This window comes from Peribacillus sp. NPDC058075, assembly GCF_042885195.1.
Taxonomy (GTDB): Bacteria; Bacillota; Bacilli; order Bacillales; family DSM-1321; genus Peribacillus.
Genome location: NZ_JBHVSL010000001.1, coordinates 1,672,916 through 1,693,855, shown reverse-complemented (window position 1 = coordinate 1,693,855; position 20,940 = coordinate 1,672,916). Strand labels below are relative to the sequence as shown.

17 protein-coding genes, 1 pseudogene and 1 riboswitch are annotated in these 20,940 nt (G+C 39.8%); of the genes and pseudogenes, 2 read left to right on the top strand and 16 right to left on the bottom strand.

Annotated features, from left to right (window positions below; genetic code table 11):
• Positions 1 to 37 precede the first annotated feature (37 nt).
• From ACFVS1_RS08435 to pdxS, 7 genes and pseudogenes are all read right to left on the bottom strand, one after another.
• Positions 38 to 742, bottom strand: coding sequence for a phosphoadenylyl-sulfate reductase (locus tag ACFVS1_RS08435; protein ID WP_387549249.1), 705 nt, complete (start codon positions 740 to 742; stop codon positions 38 to 40).
• Between the two features lie 182 nt (positions 743 to 924).
• On the bottom strand, positions 925 to 1,068 hold the full coding sequence (locus tag ACFVS1_RS08430; protein ID WP_352923212.1) for a YezD family protein: 144 nt from the start codon (positions 1,066 to 1,068) through the stop codon (positions 925 to 927).
• Positions 1,069 to 1,239: 171 nt separating this feature from the next.
• A riboswitch (SAM riboswitch) is annotated at positions 1,240 to 1,348 on the bottom strand.
• Positions 1,349 to 1,622: 274 nt separating this feature from the next.
• Positions 1,623 to 2,156 carry an NADPH-dependent FMN reductase gene (gene ssuE / locus ACFVS1_RS08425; protein ID WP_352923210.1) on the bottom strand — a complete coding sequence of 178 codons (534 nt, stop codon included), beginning with the start codon at positions 2,154 to 2,156 and terminating at the stop codon, positions 1,623 to 1,625.
• Between the two features lie 202 nt (positions 2,157 to 2,358).
• On the bottom strand, positions 2,359 to 2,946 hold the full coding sequence (locus ACFVS1_RS08420; RefSeq protein WP_352923208.1) for a TetR/AcrR family transcriptional regulator: 588 nt from the start codon (positions 2,944 to 2,946) through the stop codon (positions 2,359 to 2,361).
• 172 nt (positions 2,947 to 3,118) lie between these two features.
• Positions 3,119 to 3,863 (bottom strand): annotated as a pseudogene (locus ACFVS1_RS08415) (SDR family NAD(P)-dependent oxidoreductase).
• A gap of 153 nt (positions 3,864 to 4,016) precedes the next feature.
• The gene (gene pdxT, locus ACFVS1_RS08410) at positions 4,017 to 4,616 is read right to left on the bottom strand and encodes a pyridoxal 5'-phosphate synthase glutaminase subunit PdxT (protein WP_352923205.1); all 600 of its coding nucleotides are present in this window, start codon (positions 4,614 to 4,616) and stop codon (positions 4,017 to 4,019) included.
• Between the two features lies 1 nt (position 4,617).
• A complete protein-coding gene (gene pdxS / locus ACFVS1_RS08405) occupies positions 4,618 to 5,505 on the bottom strand; it encodes a pyridoxal 5'-phosphate synthase lyase subunit PdxS (protein ID WP_076369529.1) in 888 nt (295 codons plus the stop codon).
• A gap of 136 nt (positions 5,506 to 5,641) precedes the next feature.
• Here pdxS and pdxR point away from each other — a divergent pair, with 136 nt between their 5' ends.
• A complete protein-coding gene (gene pdxR, locus ACFVS1_RS08400; RefSeq protein WP_387546354.1) occupies positions 5,642 to 7,036 on the top strand; it encodes a MocR-like pyridoxine biosynthesis transcription factor PdxR in 1,395 nt (464 codons plus the stop codon).
• 372 nt (positions 7,037 to 7,408) lie between these two features.
• Here the strand turns inward: pdxR and ACFVS1_RS08395 are convergent, their stop codons facing one another.
• The 8 genes from ACFVS1_RS08395 to ACFVS1_RS08360 form a co-directional block, all read right to left on the bottom strand.
• Positions 7,409 to 8,740 (bottom strand): D-serine ammonia-lyase, encoded by a 1,332-nt coding sequence (locus ACFVS1_RS08395; protein ID WP_387549247.1) that lies wholly within the window; start codon positions 8,738 to 8,740, stop codon positions 7,409 to 7,411.
• A 100-nt stretch (positions 8,741 to 8,840) separates the two neighbouring features.
• Positions 8,841 to 10,589 (bottom strand): aminodeoxychorismate synthase component I, encoded by a 1,749-nt coding sequence (gene pabB, locus ACFVS1_RS08390; RefSeq protein WP_387546351.1) that lies wholly within the window; start codon positions 10,587 to 10,589, stop codon positions 8,841 to 8,843.
• 92 nt (positions 10,590 to 10,681) lie between these two features.
• On the bottom strand, positions 10,682 to 11,704 hold the full coding sequence (locus tag ACFVS1_RS08385; RefSeq protein ID WP_352923195.1) for an LLM class flavin-dependent oxidoreductase: 1,023 nt from the start codon (positions 11,702 to 11,704) through the stop codon (positions 10,682 to 10,684).
• A 93-nt stretch (positions 11,705 to 11,797) separates the two neighbouring features.
• Positions 11,798 to 12,796, bottom strand: a complete 999-nt coding sequence (locus ACFVS1_RS08380) for an LLM class flavin-dependent oxidoreductase (protein ID WP_387546349.1) — start codon at positions 12,794 to 12,796, stop codon at positions 11,798 to 11,800.
• 286 nt (positions 12,797 to 13,082) lie between these two features.
• Positions 13,083 to 15,329: an AAA domain-containing protein gene (locus ACFVS1_RS08375; protein WP_387546347.1), complete on the bottom strand. Its 2,247-nt coding sequence runs from the start codon at positions 15,327 to 15,329 to the stop codon at positions 13,083 to 13,085.
• Between the two features lie 232 nt (positions 15,330 to 15,561).
• The gene (pepF, locus tag ACFVS1_RS08370) at positions 15,562 to 17,358 is read right to left on the bottom strand and encodes an oligoendopeptidase F (RefSeq protein ID WP_387546346.1); all 1,797 of its coding nucleotides are present in this window, start codon (positions 17,356 to 17,358) and stop codon (positions 15,562 to 15,564) included.
• Between the two features lie 115 nt (positions 17,359 to 17,473).
• A complete protein-coding gene (locus ACFVS1_RS08365) occupies positions 17,474 to 18,148 on the bottom strand; it encodes an FMN-dependent NADH-azoreductase (RefSeq protein WP_387546344.1) in 675 nt (224 codons plus the stop codon).
• Between the two features lie 180 nt (positions 18,149 to 18,328).
• A complete protein-coding gene (locus ACFVS1_RS08360; protein ID WP_387546342.1) occupies positions 18,329 to 19,063 on the bottom strand; it encodes a YqcI/YcgG family protein in 735 nt (244 codons plus the stop codon).
• A gap of 230 nt (positions 19,064 to 19,293) precedes the next feature.
• Here ACFVS1_RS08360 and ACFVS1_RS08355 point away from each other — a divergent pair, with 230 nt between their 5' ends.
• Positions 19,294 to 19,548, top strand: coding sequence for an alpha/beta-type small acid-soluble spore protein (locus tag ACFVS1_RS08355; RefSeq protein ID WP_352923180.1), 255 nt, complete (start codon positions 19,294 to 19,296; stop codon positions 19,546 to 19,548).
• Positions 19,549 to 19,691: 143 nt separating this feature from the next.
• Here the strand turns inward: ACFVS1_RS08355 and ACFVS1_RS08350 are convergent, their stop codons facing one another.
• Positions 19,692 to 20,900 carry an iron-containing alcohol dehydrogenase gene (locus tag ACFVS1_RS08350; RefSeq protein ID WP_387546339.1) on the bottom strand — a complete coding sequence of 403 codons (1,209 nt, stop codon included), beginning with the start codon at positions 20,898 to 20,900 and terminating at the stop codon, positions 19,692 to 19,694.
• Between the last annotated feature and the right edge of the window lie 40 nt (positions 20,901 to 20,940).

Below are 20,940 nucleotides of genomic sequence, written 5' to 3'. Positions count from 1 at the left end.
TGGTTTCTATTTATTTAAGCCTCTGGTTTTTATTTATTTAAGATAAATGCAATCCGCATTCCGTTTTTTGAGCTCCTTGCCAACGGCCTGAGCGTAAATCATCTGCATTGAAGGCTGGTGCAGTACATGTTTTACATCCAATGCTCGGATATCCATTATCATGCAGGATATTATATGGAAGTCCGTTTTTGTGGGCGTAGCGCCATACATCTTTCCATGTCCAATGTATGAGTGGACATATTTTAACTGACTTGAACTTATTATCCTTATTGATATACTCGGTCAAAGCCCTTGTTTCGGATTGCTCCCTCCGCAGTCCTGAAAGCCATGCTGTTGCCGTTGAAAGCACATCGGTAAGCGGAATGATTTTACGGATGTTACAGCACTTATTGGAATCTCTCACCCATAATTCATCCCCATATTCAGCTGCTTGTTCCTCAAGCGTCAAGGCTGGTTTCTTCATTTCGATCGAAAGCTTTGGATATCGCTTTTTCACTTGCTCGATCAATTGATAAGTTTCCTCAAAATGAACATCTGTATCAAGGAAAACTATTTTGGCAGAAGGATTGACCTTCGCCAATAAATCCGTAAGCACGATGCCTTCGATGCCAAAACTGCAAGCATAGATCAGTTCGTTTCCATAATGGTCATTCGCCCATTGCAGAACTTCCAAAGCACCTTTTGTCTCACTGTCTTCGGGAAATACAGGGAAATCCCCAGTGTTGAAATTTTCATAGTTTATTAATGCAGCCAACTTTGTAGCCCCCTCTAAAAACTTGCTGTATCAGGTTAGAGTAACTGTTGATCAATACCCGTTGTAATCTTCTCCAGTTTGTTTGACTCTAGGAAAAAAGAGACGAATCTAACCAATACTCTCTTTATATCAGTTAAACCCGCCTCTAGTTTTTCTAGTCAGCAGATACCTTATTTAATTCTTAATTTTTCATTTCTTTCCATTTGAATGATTTTACCATCCTGGACAATAAGTGTAATGGATCCATATTTCATAGTATTAAGCATTTCTTGAAGTCGTTCAAATATTTCTTCAAGCTGATTCTCTTTATCCAAGCCTGTTCCTCCTTTAAGAAAATCCGCGAATTTCTTATTTTCACCGCTGATTAAATGAATTTCTTAGATTTATATAATTCCAAACAACCTTACATTGTTATGGTTTGCCTACAACTTTCCAAAAAAACAAAAATCTTTCCATGATGGAAAGATCCCAAGGTAAATATCTTTACCTTATCTTCCAAAATGATCAACATTTTGTTGGAGGTAGCACCTTGCATCGATCATGCAGGTTGCCGGACTTCAAAGGGCCAATTCCCTCCGTCGCTCTGGATAAGTTTTATTATTTTAAATATTAACATATATTTAATCCTTGTCAATGGAGTTTTCTTATAAAATAACTTGGTTTAATATTATGGATGAACTGTTATTTTTATACACACTATTCCAATTATGATTTTATGTTCATGTAAATACGAAAATAGACTCGTCTTTTTAGATAAAACCTCCAAAAAAATGAGTCTATTTTCATTAAGAAGCTATTTATGGCGCCTGTCATCAATTGAAAAAATATTTTTTTTAATTCCAGCCCTTTTTATAGAAGGGAGAATTCATTAATTTCTTAACTGTATCGCTTCTACAAATTCTTGAACTTGACTCTGGACCCGATCAATTAAATGCAAATCATTAATCGGGTTTTCTGAATTCTGTTTATCTATTTCTTTATCAACAAAATATATGCCCTGCAGCGGCTCGCCTTTTAAAATTGAAATTAATGGTTTAAGTGCGTAGTCAATCGCCAATAGATGCCTGTTACTTCCGCCAATCATGATTGGCAGTACTGGCTTACCCTTAAAAGCACCTTCTGGCAGCAAGTCAATCAAGGCCTTCAATACACCTGTATAAGAAGCCTTATAAACCGGTGAACCAATAATGACGCCTCTAGCTGCTTGAATTTTCTCAGAAAGTTTTAAGATATCTTCGCTATTATATTTCCCTTGGAATAAATCATCTGCTGAGAAATCCGTAATTGAGAAATAAGCTGTGGTAAATCCTTCGTTTTCGACTAATGTTTGAATATGTTTTAATGAGATGTCCGTTCTGGACGGAATAGCCGGACTTCCTGATAATATTACGATATCGCTCATTTAATATACCCCTCCAATATTACATGATTTCCAGATAAATCTTCATATACATTTCGTACAGCATGCTTTTATCGTAATAGTCTGAAAAATATAAGTCAAATCTTACACTCTAGTTTAAAGAATTTACTCCATCGGATCTGAAGGAAAACAAAACGGTCATATTTGCGGCTTGATGCTCATGCCCTTCAATATGACTGTTTCATTATGTATGTTTTTGTTTGCCATGAATGCCATATACCAAAAGTTGAGCAATGCTCTTAATTCGTTCAGAAGTAAAATATGGCTCCTTTTTCTGCTGATGGATCTCATAATGTGTAGATAATGCCAATGTGAAAGAAATGATCCCTACATTAAATAGGATAATATCAGAGATATATTGTATCTCACCACTATCTATTCTCTTCTGTATTTCAATATGCCTGGCATTCGGCTTGAAGATCTGATCTACATATTGCTTCGAAATATCTTGATCGAATTGTGTTTCCCTGAATAGTATCGAAAACTGTTCTTTATTATCAAGAATTTTATTTATCATGGTGCAAACATGATTCTCCACTAGATCATCCGTAGATAGATGGCTAGTCCCGTCTTCAAATTCCTCTTTCTCATCAGGCGTAATGGTAGCCAATAGCAAATCTTTTTTGCTGTCAAAGTATTTGTAAATAGTAGCTTCGGAAACATTGCAAGCAGAGGCAATTTCATTCGTTCTTGTCATGTCAAAACCTTTAGTGGCAAAAAGAGTCCGGGCTACATTTATGATTCGTTCTTTCGTTTGCTGCCCTTTTTTCAAAAATATCAACCTTCTTTTATAATGATAAGACCAGTGTCACCAATCTATTTTCCATGATATCCCGGTGGTATCCATCGGTCAATATTACCTATGATTCATTAGAATTCAATATTCCCATATATCATAAATAGAAAACATCTCTGATTTGGACGATGTTTTCTTTTAGAGAAAATCATTTAAAGGCTGCATAGCCATCATCGACCATGACTACACTTCCATTGATCGCATCCGCTTCCTCTAATGATATTAGATAGTCGGCATTTGCAACGCTTCTGGCTTAATTAATTTACCGCGCATTTGACTTGCATTCAATTTATCGATGATTCCCATATCTTTATAGCCTTGAATGATAGGAGTGTCAACCCCGCCTGGAGCAATGCCCACTACCCGTATGCCATAAGCACCTAATTCCAATGCAGCTGTCTGTGTCATCATTCTTACAGCTCCTCTAGTCGCTTGATAGGCAAAGGTTCCGTGGGAAGCTAAGTAACCAAACACAGAAGCGGTATTAATAATGACACCCTTGTTACCTAACTCCTTCATTTTCCGTCCTGCTGCCATGATACCAAAGGCAACTCCATGCTGGTTCACTCCAATCGTTTTTAAGTAACCCCCATATCTTGATCGAGAATCATACCGCCTGCACCGATGCCGGCATTATTAAACATGATATCGATCCTTCCGAATGTCTCCACTGTTTTGTTGATTAAGGATTCAACATCATCCTGTTTAGAAACATCCGTTTTAACAAAAATGGCCTCTCCGCCATCCGCTGTTATCTGTTCAACGGTTTCCTGTCCCATTTCTTCATTAAAATCCGCAACAACGACCTTGTCCCCTTTTACTGCGAATTTCAAGCATGCGGCTCGGCCAATACCGCTTGCTCCTCCTGTAATAACTGCAACTCTTGCTGTCATATACATTCCCTTTCAACACTAAAAATACAGTAAGTGTTTACTTACTTTTTTATTATAAAAGTAAGGAATATGTAATTCAAGCAATATGTATTTTTATAGACTTTTGAACTTTCAAAAGTAAAGCTGTCCTATTATTAGGACAGCTTCATTTGTTTAACAGGTTTTCAATTCGGCCTTACCTATGGATGTCTTCACCATTTCAATGAAAAGCTGCATGAAACGATCATCACCTGTTAATTCTGGATGAAACGCACTAACGAGGACATGGTCTTGTCTCGCAGCCACTACATTCTCTTCATAAACAGCCAATACTTCTACACCTTCTCCAATTCCATCAGCAAATGGCGCCCGGATGAAAACTGCCTTATAAGGGGTTTCCATTCCTTTGATAGATAGGTCAGCCTCGAAACTATCCTTTTGACGTCCAAATCCGTTCCTTTTCACGGAAATGTCCATTAGTCCAAGATAGGCCTTCTCATCGCCAGTCAATTCATTGGCCGCCAATACCATCCCTGCACATGTACCGAAAATTGGTTTTTTATCTTCGAAGAAAGTTTTGACAGGTTCCATAAATCCATAACGATCCATAAGCTTCCTCATCGTCGTGCTTTCTCCGCCTGGAATGATCAAGCCATCGATTTCCAGCAATTGCTCCGGTTTTTTTACTATAATTGCTTGTTCACCGGCAGCTTTGATTTGATTCAAGTGTTCTTCAACTGCTCCCTGTAATCCCAAAACACCAATAGTTATCATATTACCATCCACGTTCCTGCATCCGTTCTGCCGGAGCTAGTTTGGAAATATCGATTCCTTTCATTGCACTGCCTAACTCTTTGGACAACCGGCCAATCAATTCATAATCGGTGAAATATGTAGTAGCTTGAACGATTGCCGATGCGAATTTTTCTGGATTTTCAGATTTAAAAATACCCGACCCAACGAATACGCCATCTGCTCCCAATTCCATCATCAATGCTGCATCTGCTGGAGTGGCAATTCCGCCGGCTGCAAAGTTGACTACAGGCAATTTTCCTGTGCGTTTGATTTCTCTTAAAATTTCATAAGGGGCTCCAATATTTTTTGCCTCTGTCATTAATTCATCATCACTCATGATGCTCACTTTACGAATTTGTGACTGTACCTTTCTCATATGACGCACAGCTTCCACAATATTACCCGTTCCTGGTTCACCTTTTGTACGAAGCATTGATGCTCCTTCGCCGATACGGCGTGCAGCTTCGCCTAAATCACGGCAGCCACAAACGAAAGGTACTGTGAAATCACTTTTTAGAATATGGTATTCTTCATCAGCAGGTGTCAGCACTTCACTTTCATCGATATAATCCACTCCCATGGATTCCAGGACCCTTGATTCAACAATATGGCCAATCCTTGCTTTAGCCATGACCGGGATGGACACTGCATTCATTACTTCCTCGACAATTCGCGGATCTGCCATCCGTGCTACACCGCCAGCCGCACGGATGTCAGAAGGTACCCTTTCCAGCGCCATGACAGCGACTGCACCGGATGCTTCTGCGATTTTTGCTTGTTCTGCGTTAATGACGTCCATGATTACGCCACCCTTTTGCATTTGTGCCATTCCTCTTTTTACTGTGTCAGTTCCTAATAATTTTTCCATTTTATCTCTTCCCCCTAATATTTGCATTTTTTAGATTTGTTAAACTTAGTATAAAAAAGAGTTGACCGCATTGAAAGTGTCAGTTTTAATAAATTTAATGGTGTCAGAAATATTCCTTCAAAAAGGTGGAAACAAAATGAATATGCTTTCTTGCGATTTAAATCGGTTAAGTGAAGTACCTTTGTACGAACAATTATATTCATATATTAAAAAAGAAATCATTGATGGCCGTCTTCTTTACGGCACAAAACTGCCTTCCAAACGGAAATTGGCAGAGTTCCTTCAAATAAGTCAAAATACTGTCGAGACTGCATATGAACAATTGACTGCTGAAGGATATGTTGAAGTCATACCAAGAAAAGGGTACTATATTCAAACATTCGAGGATTTAGAGTATACACAAACTAACCAAGTTTCCTTAGAGAAAAAAAATCATAAAGAGAGGGAAGTGCTGTATCATTTTCATCCTAGCCAAATTGATACGGAACACTTCCCATTTGAAAAATGGAGAAAATACACGAAAAGCAAAATCGATAAAGCACATCAAGATCTTCTTTTACTTGGGGATTCTCAAGGAGAATATGAATTGCGATGTGAAATTGCCCATTATTTGTATCATGCACGTGGTGTACAATGTGTTCCCGAACAAATCATCATTGGTGCAGGAATGGAAATTTTATTACAGCAGCTTGTCCTTCTTTTCGATAAAAATGCCATCTATGGTGTTGAAGATCCTGGGTATCACTTGATTCATCGGATTTTACGCAGCTACCCAAATGAAGCCCATCCACTGCAAATTGATGAAGAAGGCGTAAAGGTGAACCAAATTGAAGATTCAAACATCGACGTCGTGTATGTCACTCCCTCACATCACTTCCCCAATGGGACAATCCTATCGGTTAACAGACGGACGCGATTGTTGAACTGGGCTCAAGGGGCAGCAAACCGCTATATTATCGAAGACGATTATGATAGTGAATTTCGTTATAGTGGAAAAACAATCCCTTCCTTACAAAGTATGGATGCTGGAGATAAAGTGATTTATTTAGGGTCATTTTCCAAATCATTGATGCCATCAATTCGGATCAGTTATATGGTTCTTCCCGCTCCATTGTTACAAATGCATCAACAGGAATTATCTTTTTACCATTCAACCGTTTCTCGGATTGATCAGCATGCGTTGACACAGTTCATGAAGGAAGGGGATTTTGAAAAGCATTTGAATCGGATGAGGAAAGTGTACCGGCGTAAGTTGGATAAAGTGATCGAGCTGTTTAAACCACATCAACAAATAAAAATCGTTGGCGAGCGGTCAGGATTGCATATCATCCTCGACGTTAAGAATGGCATGGATGAACAGTCACTTATTCAAAAGGCAAACGAAAATCATATTAAAATTTATGGCTTATCGACATATTCGATCGAAAAAATTGACGAACATCCTCCAAAAATCATATTGGGCTTTGCAGGGATCCCTGAATCCGAATTGGAAAAAGCCATTCACCTTTTATTAAACTCATGGGGAATATAAAGAAAAAAAGAAGCTCACTTTCGTGAGCTACTTTAGGCTTGTCGATAAAATGGGATTCGGAAAGGTCTCATTCTGGTTCCTTTCATGATTTTAAACAAGACTTTTATTTGGAATGAATGAAACCATAATGGATTGAACACACTCTTGCCGAATGACTGGTTAGCCGCGAGGAGGCTGGGCAGGAAGGCTCGGGGACCGAAAAATGCGTTGACGGTCGAATAATGTGTGGTGAAGGTCGAATAATGCACGGTGTAGGTCGAATAAACTACCTGAACGGTCGAATAAACTGCTTCGGCTGAAAAAAACTGCAGGCATACTCGCTTTTCTTCGAGTTTGCCTGCAGTCTGATAAATTAACTCTAGTGAACATTTTTTAACTTTTCGATAAATACTGGTCCATCATATCCTTTGGTACCATGCTCCCGCCGGTCGCCCAGATGATATGTGTGGACTGGTTCATTTTATCGACCAGTTTTTGGTCCAAGAGATATTTCTTTCCTTCTTGAGCTTTAAAAAGTTGTATCGGTCCCATTGCTCCTGCAAGGGCAGATGGCTCCAAATAATGACCTTCCGTCTCTGCCATTCCCCTGAGCAGATCGAATAACCTTTTATCCTCTATGGTATAGCTGCCGCTTAACAAGGTCGTCATCATACGGGAAACCAATGCTGAAGGCCTTCCGACAGCAAGACCATCCGCTTCCGTCTTATTATCGATGCCAAAGTCCTGCACCGAGATTTTGTCATGAAGGCCAGTCATCAATCCGAGCGTCATGCATGGTGAATGTGTCGGCTCTGCAAAAAAACAATGAACATCATCTTCAAAGGCTAACTTGAGCCCATATGTAATACCACCTGGCCCGCCGCCGACTCCGCATGGCAAGTACACAAACAAAGGGTGATCTTCATCTACTGGTATGGACATATCTTTCAGTTGTTTCTTCAGGCGCGTTGCAGCTGTCGCATAACCTAGCAGTAGATCCATTGAATTTTCATCATCAATAAAATGGCAATTGGGATCAATTGATGCTTCATTACGGCCTTCTTCTACAGCTTTACTATAATCATCATCATATTCCTTTACAATGACCCCAAGACTTGTTAATTTATCCTTTTTCCACTGTTTGGCATCTGCCGACATATGGACCGTTACTTTGAATCCCAGCTTAGCGCTTATTATTCCAATACTCATTCCTAAATTGCCGGTTGAACCGACAGCAATTGAATATTTTGAAAAAAGCTCTTTGTATTCATCACTCGCAAGTTTTCCATAATTATCAGTCCGCTTTAAACGACCATGCTTCATTGCTATTTCCTCAGCACGTTTTAAGACCTCATAAATACCTCCGCGAGCCTTGATGGAACCTGATATTGGTAGGTGACTGTCACATTTCAGCAAAAGTTTCCCAGCCATTTTAGTTCCATAGGATTTTTCCAAGTTTTTTTGCATGGAAGGAATCTCGACTAGTGGTGATTCAATGATCCCCTCCATTGGTTCGGTTTCTGGAAAGGCTTTAATTATATAATTGGCAAATCTATTTAATCTTTCTTCAGCAGATTTAACTTGTTCAGCTTGGACGATTGGGTTTTCTTGCTTGTTACCGTAATCTGGATTCGTCCAGAAGACTTCGTTCATCTTTATCACATTATTAAGTATAGGATCTTTCGCTTTCCAATCCATGATCGATAAACCAGCGATTTTATGCATCTCCATAGCAGTCCCTCCCGGATATGTAGTTTTCATCATCTACTATAACTCAACAAACTGCAATAAAGATTACATTTTCACTTTTTTACGAATAATCAGCTTAGAAAGTTAAATTCACCTTTAATTTCCCACGCACACTATTAATAAACCAAATTTCCTCAGCGTCATTAAGGTCTGCCTTTGAAATCGGTTTTTCCTTGATTTCCTTCTTCCTGATCAAGTCTTGACGAAATGTTCCAGCAAGCAGACCTGATTCCACCGGAGGGGTATAGTGGTCACCATTTATCTTTACCACTACATTTCCGTTCGTGAATTCAGTGATGAATCCTTCTTCATTCCAAAGCAGAACATCATGGAAGTTAGGATTATTCATTTGCAAGCCTTCATATACATCACGATTGGTGGTCTTATGAAATAGAAATGGATTTGTACTTGATATTGGAGTTTCAGCCAAGATAGCCGTAAATTCTGAATCAAGGGGCTTGATTTCTTGTCCGGAGACTTCAATTTCACCATTTTCATGAAGTAATACCCTTACCTTTTGTAACGTCCCTTGATTCATATCCGCATACTTTTGAAGTTGTTCTCTAAGATTCAATTCAGCGAATCGGTAATCGAAGTAATCAGCGGATTGTTTCATCCGATCGATATGATCAGTCAACAAATAATATTCTCCATCGCTGAGCTTCATCGATTCCAATAGTTTGTAAGCAGGCCTTTCCACCGTCAATAATTTGGCTTTTAAAAACGCTTCGTCATATTCTTCCGATAGCTCGGAATCCCAAGTGATTCCCCCGCCAACCCCATACTCGGCTTGCCCAGTTTCGTTATCGATCACGACCGTACGAATCGGCACATTAAAGACTGCTTCGGATTCAGGGGTGATGAAACCGATTGCACCGCAATAAACTTCACGTGGTGAATTCTCGATATCAGCGATGATCTCCATCGTTTTAATTTTAGGTGCCCCTGTTATCGATCCACAAGGAAAGAGAGCCCTGAATATATCAATGATTGTTGTTCCTGGATTCGTATCGGCGGTAATCGTGGATGTCATTTGCCAAACGGTCGGATATTTTTCAATTGCCTTAAGCTGTGGTACCTTGACGCTTCCTGATTCTGCAATCATTCCCAAATCATTTCTGAGCAGGTCCACAATCATGTAGTTTTCAGCTTGATTCTTTTCCGAGGCTGCTAACCAGTCTGCATTAAGCTGATCCGTTTCCAGTGTCGTTCCCCGCTTTACCGTTCCCTTCATTGGCCGAGTAATCAACTGACCATCTTCCCAACGGAAAAACAACTCGGGTGAAGCCGATAGGATTCGATGTGTCCCCACATTCAAATAGGCACTATAATTCGAGCGTTGAGCTCTCTTCAAGCGATCAAAGAAAGCGAAGTCATCTCCTTCGAACTTGGATTGTAAACGCATCGTGTAATTGACTTGATACGTATTGCCTATCTCGATTTCCGATTTTATCCTTTTAAACCCGGAATGATAGGTGTGTGAATCCGTTTCTGATTGCCATTCTGCCAAATTAAAAGCTCCTGACATTTTTTCAGGTAATTCTTCTTCCGGTTTATCAAAAATCCCAAACCATAATAACGGCATTTTGGCTCCATCTTTTACTTTAAAAGATTTTTCAAAAGCAGGTGCCGCTTCATAGGAAACGTATCCCGCTGCATAATGCCCCTGTTCTAACGCTTTTTGGACTTTTTGAAATTGAGGAATGACATCCTCAATTGAATGGGCGGTGAACACTTTTTTCGGGTTCGTAAAATATAGAGGCCTGCTGTCACCTTGTTTATCTGTGAAGTGAAATATTAAGGATAAAGGGTCTTCTCGTTTCATTCTTCTCTCCTAACTTTGTTTATGAAGTAAATCGGTATGTATTTTACAAAAAAGCTTGCAGACACGGAATCTGCAAGCTCATTCTTTGACACTTATTTCATTCCAGTAACCTCTGCAATGATTTCATAAGAACGAAGGCGTGCATCCTGATCATAAATGGCAGAGTTTATAATCATTTCATCCGCCTGGGTTTCATCTAAAAAGGTCTGCAACTGCTCTTTTATCTCTTCTGGATTTCCTATCATGGAGGCATTAAGTTGTTTCATGACAATGGACTTTTCATATTCTGTCCAAAGGCCTTCCATCGTATCAACTGGAGGAGCAAGTTGTCCTGGTGTATTACGGATCAAATTCAAGAATTGCTGTTGATAAGATGTAGCAATCCTTTGTGCTTCTTCCGTCGTATCAGCTGCAAATACATTGACACCAACCATGACATAAGGTTTATCGAGAACGTCGGATGGTTGGAAATTATTACGGTAACGGGCTAAAGCTGGTTGGGTATTTTCAGGGGAAAAATGGCTTGCAAATGAAAATGGCAATCCCAGCTGAGCTGATAATGCTGCACTGAAGCCACTTGAACCAAGCAGCCAAATCGGAATGTCCTGTCCTTCTCCAGGGATGGCACGAACACGATTATGTTTGGAATCCGCATCCAAATAACTGCGGAGCTGCGCCAATTGCTCAGGGAAATCCTGACCGTTATTACGTACATCACCCCGGAGAGCCATGGCCGTATATTGGTCGCTTCCCGGAGCTCGCCCAAGTCCCAAATCTATTCTACCAGGATACATTGCTTCCAATGTACCAAATTGTTCTGCGATAACGAGCGGTGCATGATTCGGCAGCATTATGCCACCAGAACCGACGCGAATTCTTTTCGTCTTTCCTGCCACATAGCCTATAAGCACTGACGTTGCAGAGCTTGCAATCCCTGGCATGCTATGGTGTTCTGCAACCCAGAAACGGTTATAATTCCATTGCTCCACATGCTTGGCTAGATCTACTGTATTTTTAAAAGCTCCCGAAACTGTACCACCCTCAACAATAGAAGCTAGGTCCAGAACGGAAAAAGAAATGTCGCTAAGTTTTTTTGCTTGTTGATCAGCATTCATATCTTCATCTTCTTTCTTTCAATTATGATAAATTGGACGCAAAGCCATCATATAGAAAATGCACACAAAATGCACACAAAATGCTCGAAGGGATTAACTGTTAAGAATTTCCCTGGCAATCAAACGAAACGAATTAAGCCTATCCTCCAACTTATGAGTGTTGGTTATCAGCATGATTTCATCTGCTAAATATTGCTCCTGAATCTCCAAAAGACGATCCTTCACTTGTGAAGGGGTACCAAAAATCAATTTTTCATGCATGGTTTCCATGGTTGCTTTTTCTTTTTCAGTCCAAACATGATTCCTTACCTCTTCTATGCTTGGAACCCGCCTTCTTTCACCTTGTTCACTTTGAATTTTCCATAGGGTGTTGCTAAGAGCGATTTCTTTTGCAAGTTCCTCGGTTTCCGCGCATATGGCAGCAACCGTAACGATAGTTTTAGGAGCTTTAAGTAACCCTTTCGATTGGAAGTTATCACGGTATTGCTGAAAACTCTGCACTCCATCATTTTCACTCATAAATTCACCAAATGCGTATGCAGTACCGTTCTCAGCGGCAAGTTTTGCGCTTTTCCCGCTTGTTCCCAATATCCATGGTTCAGGAGATACCTTAGGGATAGGAGCAGCAGAAACTTTTGAAAAGGGATGTTCTTTCGGAAATTCATCTCTAAGAAAATTCAACAGTTCTTGAACTAGTTCTGGCATTTTGTAAACATTCTGAAGAAAATTATCGGATAAGGCCATCGTTGCTTCGGCAGATCCACCAGGAGCACGTCCCATCCCCAAATCAATCCTGCCTGGAAAAAGAGTCGCAAGCATATTATAAGTCTCCGCTATCCGATATGGCTTATAATGCGGAAGCAGCACTGCCCCAGATCCAATCCGGATCTTTTTGGTTTGCGCAGCAATATAGCTTATCAACACCTCTGGAACGGAACAGGCCAATCCCGGCAGATCATGATGTTCAGTAAACCAGATTCTGCTATAACCAAGCCTATCGCCTTCTTGAGCAAGTTGCAGTGAGGCCTGTAATGCTTCTTGTGCAGATTGTCCGGATGCAATTGGGGATTGATCTAATATACCCAGTTTCATGTAATTCCCCCTTTCTTATCTTTCGTTACTTAATAGTAAATCATAACTATTCGAAAGTCGCCTGAAACGCTTGCTTTGTTATTTTAGTTTGCAGCCTTTAACAAAAAATATAAGGAGTTTAATTCAAATTGGGGAGTATGGGTCCACTATGTATTCTAGCGAGGTGTATACTTTAATATATTAATGACGGCAGGAAAATCAAAGAGTTTTCACTTTATTCTATCGAGGTCTATTTAAGTATATATATGGAAATGAAGAAAAGCCCTTATTAAGGGCCTTTCCCGAGCTATTCATTTTTTTTGAATTGATACAGTAATTCATCTGCCATGATTTTTGAATCCAAACGAGCCGCTATATATGGAGGCTGGACCCGATTATTGGACTCTACGGGTAAACCTAGCCAGACAACTCGTTTATCCAAGATAATGAACGAAAAGGAAACAGGTGAACAAATAAATTGATCAGAGTGGATATCAAGGTTTCTTTTTGCTGAAATGATCGTCAAGTTCACTGCAGGGTTTCGTTTCATTAAATATTGCTGCCATTCTTCTGACAAACTGTTCAGATCCGGAACTGCGAAAACCATCTCTTGTTTTGTTGATACCATATCTTCCTGAAAGTCCCCCAATTTACGGGCATGCATCCATTGTAATCTCGGGTGCTGATGTTTTACCCATTTTCCAATGTCTTTCTTTGATACAATCTGATCATTTTGAATTTGATGATCGACAAGCTGACGAAGTGTTTTGCTGCGATAAACGTGTTTGTTAACAAATGAAGTGTCACATACATGTACGAACTTACCCTTTGTCCTTGTTATGGCCACGTTAATGAGCCTTTCACTTTCTCTCCCTGTCAATAACATTCCAGCCCTGCTTTGCGGATAACTATCAACTGTGTCAAAAATCATCATTTCCCGTTCACTTCCCTGGAAACGATGTACCGTTGCAGCGATGATATCCGCCGTTTGCCGTTCTTTGTCATATAAGTCATCCAATAGTTTTTCCATCAAATCTGCCTGGGCACGATATGGGGCGACATAACCGATTGACCTTGCCCCGCCCACATAAGCTTCATGAATCAGTTGAAAAGATAAAAGCAATTGCCATATATTCATTCTCGAGTGGGATGTACGTTCAGTGATGCAATATTCCCCTGCTAAGCTAGTATCGAGCAGTGCCGCTGCCTTATTGGCAAATGGTTCGGCCAGCATGATTCCCTCCCTGCTGGTCGCAACACTTTTATGATCGCCAACAAAATTGTTATAGACGACACGATTAGTAAATGCTGAAATATCCGGATGCATGCGGCGCTGTTCCTTTAATAGGAATAAATGGGGATGAAGTTCTCCTTCTTCAACAGACTGGGCGACACCAGCCCGATGAAAAATGTCTTCCTTTAGCCAAAGCTTCACCAGGGATTCACGAGCCGAAGCAATAGGTGGCAATTGTTTGAAATCACCACAAACGATAATATGCTTGGCTAACGCTGCAGCAAAAGCCACCTGAGGAACGTATGCCATACTCGCTTCGTCCAAAATGACCAGATCATACTCCTTTTGATAAACCGTTTCATCATTTGCGGCTTTAGCCAAGGTCGTTCCAATGACTTTGGCTTCTTTAACAAATTGAATCTCTTTTTGGCGGATTTTCTCCAAGACTTTGGCCAGCTTTTTCTCTATCTCTATTAATTGATCTGTATCCCTTATACTGAAGGATCCTGCCAAGTCATGCTTTAACAGACGTTTCTCTTCGCCAAGCTCTTCTTTTTCTTTAATTAATGACGGTTCATGTTTACCTAATAATTGCCCTGTAACAATATCATCATGAATGGCTAGTGATTCACCGATTTGAGATCCATAGCGAAGCACATCGCCTTCTTTGAAACGATCTTTCTTTTTAATGAAAGACGATATTTCAGCCATCAAAACGTCGACAGCCTGGTTGCTATGGGACAAAACCAGAACTTTTTTATCCTGTAAATAATGATTGGCTACTGTACGAGCCAATGTATAGGTTTTTCCTGTTCCAGGTGGTCCCCAAACAAAAGTGACAGGATTGAATTTCGAACGGGCATATAATTCTTTCACGCTGCTTTGTTTTTCAATTAAAGGATGTTTTTGCGGCATGGACGGATCCATCAGGCGCTTGATCCGAAGCCTTTTCCTTTTGCTTCTCTTGATTTCATCCAAGCGGAATATCAATTGCTCCAGCAATTCCCAGGGGTCGTGGTATAAAAAGGCTTCATCGATCATATCGCCTAGCGAGCGATCAAAAACAATGATGATGCTTTTCCCTTCCGATGAGAGGATTCTTCCTTCCTGCTTAATCCCTCCCCATTCGAGCCGAATGAGGGAACCGACCGGGATTTTTATCGATGAACCTGTTTCGAAATAATAGGTAAAAGTTTCGTCACCTGTAAGCAGATGGCCGTTCGAAACCAGGTATTTTGTGCTGCCATATTTTTTCAAATGCAGGATTTCAAGTTGAAGCGCCTGCTGCCATTCTTTTATATAATTAACTGTCGTATTCATTTTTCACTTTCCTCACAAAATATGCCATTGAAGTTCAAAGAAACTGGCCCATTGGCTAGGCTCCGAAGTAGAAAATAACGCTGTTACCAAGACTTATTTCGCGCAATACTTGTTTCTTAAGCATATAAAATAAGGCCCAATCAATAGATTGGGCCTCTCCTACGCCAATGTTTTAACTATAGCATTTTTTTAACACACATACCATGGGCTCTTTTGGAAGAAATGGTTTAGATTAGCCTTCTGTCAACTCAGTGAATTGGTCGACAAGATCGCTGAAAATCTTCATTGCGTTTTCGGTTGGATCAGGTTTAGTTAAATCTACGCCTGTTTTCTTAAGCAGCTCCAATGGGAAATCGGAACTCCCGCTTTTCAAGAAGGTCAAATAACTTTCAAGTGTTTTTTTGTCCCCAGAGAGGATCTTATCAGCGATAGTGATGGCTGAAACGTAACCAGTAGCATATTTGTAGACATAAAACGGACGATAAAAGTGCGGGATTCGCGACCAGCCATACTTCACTTCTTCATCGAAAATTATTTCATCTCCATTATAAGCACGAAATATCGATTCATAGGCTGTATTAAAAACCTCGGCATTTAGAGGTTCATCATTTTCAGCTTTTTCATGTACGATCTTTTCGAACTCCGCAAACATCACCTGCGTGAAGAATGTTCCTTTAAAACTATCTATGAAATGGTTAAGTAAGTGTTTTTTCTTCTGCACGTCTTTTGTAGTCTTAATTAAATGGCGAATCAAAAGGATTTCATTCACAGTGGAAGCAACTTCAGCGACAAAAATGGAATATCCGGCACTTATTTGCGGTTGATATTTTGAACTATAGTATGAATGCATTCCATGTCCAGATTCATGGGCAAGTGTAAAGACACTGTCTAAATCATCACGGTGATTTAATAAAATGAAAGGATGAACACCATAAAGTCCTAAATTGTAAGCACCTGACCGTTTTCCAGGTGTTTCCCTGACGTCGATATATCTTTTTTCCTTAAAGGTTTTCAGGATTGTGATGTACTCTTCGCCAAGAGGTTTCAGAGCTTCAACCATCAAAGAAAAACCTTCATCGTAAGAAATCTCCTCTTTAGCGCCTTCGACTAATGGCACACTTAAATCATAGGCACGCAATTCTTCTACACCCAGCAATTTTTTTCTTAATTGAATATATTTATGCATAGGTCCGATATTTTGCTTAGTAGACATAATTAAATTATCATAAACCTCTTTTGGAACTTGATCTCCAAATAGAGATTTTTCCAAGGCAGAAGGATAATTTCTTAGTTTTGAAAGATTCACATTATTCTTGATTGCTGTGGAAAGTGTGGAAGCGATTGTATTCTTCAATTGTACGTATGGCTGATAATAGGCGAAATAAGCCTCTTTTCTTTTATCGCGATCATCGTCTTCAATCAATTTGGAATACATTCCCCGCGTCAGCTCTACCCTCTCTCCGTCTTCATTCGTAACTTCCCCAAATTTTATATCAGCATTGTTGATCATCCCGAACGTTTTTTGTGGTGCTGAAAAGGCTTCGCCTACTTGGGAAAGCACCTCTTCTTGTTCTTTCGTTAACACATGGGCTTTATATCGGAAGGAATCCAGTAGATCCTCTTCAAAATATTTCAAACCCTCGATTTCATTTATGTACCCTTTTAATGTGGGTTCTTCCAGGCTCAAAAGAAACGGCATGAAAAATGCAGAAGCATTACTGATTTTTTGTCCTAACTTTCCAGCCCGATCCAGCAATGCCTGTGATGAGGTTACCCGTGTATCCAAATCCGCTTGCAGCATGGCAAATACATATAGCTTGTTATAAATATACCCAAGTTCCTCACTTAATCGTAAATAATCGAACAACTCTTGAGCTGAATGAATCTGACCATCATAAGTTTTTAATTTTTCTGTCATCTTCAAGACTTCTTGATAATCCTTTTCCCAGCTAGTTTGATCATCGTAAATATCCTTTAAGTTCCATGTTTCTTCTATTTTTATTTCGTCACGTGATTTAAACGTTTGCATATTATCTGCACTTCCTTTCATGCTTATAGCTTACTCTTTATTATAATCGACTTTCAGAAAAATCTGCATAGAAAAACCAGTATGCTAAAAATACATACTGGTTTTTCTTTAATAATTAGAATTTTGCTGCGGTTTCAGCAACTTTCGCCAATCCTTCTGCAACGATATCCTGTGTGCGATCTGGGTATTGATTATGTCCTTGGATTACAACAGTTTCTGGGTTTGTTATGCCCCATAAGTTTAAATTCATCGTTACATATTTCTCTGCCATTTCGCCAGCATCCATTCCAGGCAATGCATAATCGGATCCGCGTGCATTAAGTATAGCCACTTTTTTACCTCCAGCTAAGCCAACTGGGCCTTCAGCTGTATATTTGAATGTTGTTCCCGCTTGAGCAAGATAAGAAATATAAGTTACCAAAGGTGCTGGAACCGTTGCGTTCCAAAGCGGGAAGGCAAATACCACTTTGTCGGCAGCAAGGAATTGATTCAAGTATTGTTGCACGATATCGGCAATTTTCACTTCTTCTTCAGTCAATTCCATGCCTTGGTTGCGTTTATATAGAGCAGTAATTGCTGTATTTCCGTAGTAAGGTAAGTTCAGTTTAAATAAATCTAATTCAGTTATTTCATCGTTACTATTTGCTTCCTTATAAGTATTCAAAAACGTTTCATACATTTTGACACTGATTGCTTGATCCGCTGGACGGTCATTTGATTTAACAAATAATACTTTAGACATTTTGGTTCCCCCAATTGTTAATTTATTATGTTTTTTTAAAAATAGCATTTAATCCATATATCTCGAATTAACTGCAATTGCTACTTTCACATTATAAAACTGAAAATCTAATAAGGCAAGAAATATGTTTTTTATTTTCAATTTACATTTTATGAATTTGCACGCCTGTATTTTTTCCCCGACGCCTACAAATCAGGACGTGAAAAACCGAGAGCAATTTGCCCTCGGTTAAGTTAACTCTTTATGATGGAAGGGGCACTTACCTTTTATCGGTTCTATATCATCCCCTATGAAAAATTGTTTCCATTCATTATGATCTACATCTCCAAAATGACTGATATCCGGATGTTTAGGAAGGTTATCCCATTTCTCCACTCGTTCACGAACCTTTTCACGCGACATGATTCCGCCTTTTTCCGTTCCTTCCAAGCCTTCAAAGATTATCCGGGGTTGGAATCCAAGTACAAGGCTATTTCCTAAATCACGCGTTTTACGCTGTTTATAAGCAGGTGCATTACCAAAGACAAAGATTGGTTCCCCTGCAAAATGATAATCCCATAAATAATGCTCTGGGTCTTTCGGCTTTTCAATTGGCCAAGGTTTTTCATCCGCTTTATGCAGGTATTGCAAGATATCCCAAAACCTTTTACGGTAAAATTCTATATCACCCTCAATTGATTCAGGCTCCATAAAGACGAAAAGGCCGTGCCTGATATATGGCGGTTCCTGAAATAAATCAAGAAAGCTTTCCACTGCTTTTGGTAGATTGGACCAATCTTTCTGTGTGATATAAGCATAACGAAGTTCCCCTTTATTTTCAGCTTTCATACCAAAATAACAAGGAAAGGTTTTATCGGTCACTGTATTATGGAATGTTTGATATTCCTTAATTAGCCATTGCGGCACTCGATCGGGATTTGTCATATCTTCTTTTGTTAACAAACTTGATTTAGCAGTCAGCATCATTTTTCTCCTTAAATCGTTTTATTATATGTTACCCGCTTTAAATAAACTAAAACTTCTTAGGAGCACAATGCAGATCGATCAGGTGCTCCCTGTATAAATACTTCTTTATTTAAGAGTTTATGACTTCCTCCAGGTTCATCGGTATTCAATTAAAAAACTTTCGATCTGCATGTTAATCATTTTCTTTACATTAGGATAACCTAAGAAAAAAATAGGAGTGATTATTTATGGCAAGGAGAAGGAAAATCCTAGTACCTGAAGCTAGAAAAGGACTTGATGATTTAAAAGCCAAAGTTGCTGGTACAAAGAATCCTGATGAAGCAAAGTTTGAAGTGGCAAAGGAAATTGGCGTACCGCTGAAAAATGATTATAACGGTGAACTGACATCCAAGCAGAATGGAAAAATAGGCGGGAAATTAGGCGGAGGCATGGTCAAGGAACTTATAAAGATGGCACAGGAAAACTTAGGAAAAAAACATTAACAATAGTCGATCTCGGGTGGTAGTCCCCCCCCTTCAAAAGCATATTAAAAACGAACTGACTAAACGAAAAAATACGGGCCTTAACACGTTGGATGGCATTAAACCGTAAAAAAAGCCAACCTTTACGGGCTGGCTTTTTAATATTAACTAATTCCCACGGGTGAAACTCTTGAAACTACTGACATGATTAATTCCTCTGACATCGGGTAATTTGCGGCTGCAGGATCCGTCCTTACTGCTTTAAGAATTCTTTCCATATCGGATTGGTTTCCATAGGCACTAAAGTCGGAGGGGAGCCCAAGATCGGATAGGAAAACACGGAGCTTTTCCACCACTTTCGCTAAGGTCCCTTTTGAATCTTCATCATGGATTTTCACACTAAAGGCTTCGGCTATCAAATGGGCCTTTGAAAGATATAAATCCGGGGTTGATTCCATGACGACCGGTAATAACACAGCATTGGCCAAGCCATGAGGAATACGGAATAATGCCCCATATGCGTGGGCAAAGTGATGAACCGGGATCGCATTCAATGCACTACAAAATGCAGTGATTCCCATCATGCTTCCATGAAGCATTTCCATTCTGGCCTCAATATTCGTTCCGTCCTTTACGGCCCTCGGTAAATTTCTTTCAATTACTCGAATGGCCTGAAATGCATAAGCATCGGTAATTGATGTCGCCGCAGGTGAAACGACTGCTTCTATTGCATGAGTCAATGCATCTGCACCAGTAAACGCCGTAATGTCAGACGGCAGTCCGACTGTTAACTCGGGATCTAGAATGGCAACATCCGAACTTAAAAAAACATTGTATATATTCATTTTTACTTTTTTTTGTTCATTATATATGACGGCAATTGGGGATACTTCAGAACCGGTTCCTGCTGTTGTGGCAACGGAAATATGCGGGATATTCATGAATTGGGCTTTTGGAAAGCCCTCATACAGATAACCGCTTGGAACCGCATCTTTAATATCCGTAATGCCTTTGTATAATCCGAATTTCAATGCCTTTGCGGTAACAATGACACTTCCTCCACCAATGGCAAGTATGGCATCAGCATTCACTTCACGTGCGTATTTCAATGCTTCATTTACACATTCACTCGCTGCGTCTTGTGTAACACCCAGAAACTGTCCAACTATTTCAGCTCTGACAGCTAATTTCTGCTGATCAAAAGTTTCGGCAACTTTTTTAACGACACCTGCATTTGCCAAGCCCGCATCACTTACGAGTAGAATCCTCTTGGCCCCGAGCCCATTGAAAAGGTTTGGAATGAGTGAACGAGTGTTAGTGCTGCTGTAAACCGAAGTCCTTAGCCAAAAATTCGAATGAGCGTTTACGTTCATACAGATCACCTCAGATATATTAGTATATTCACAGTTAAGG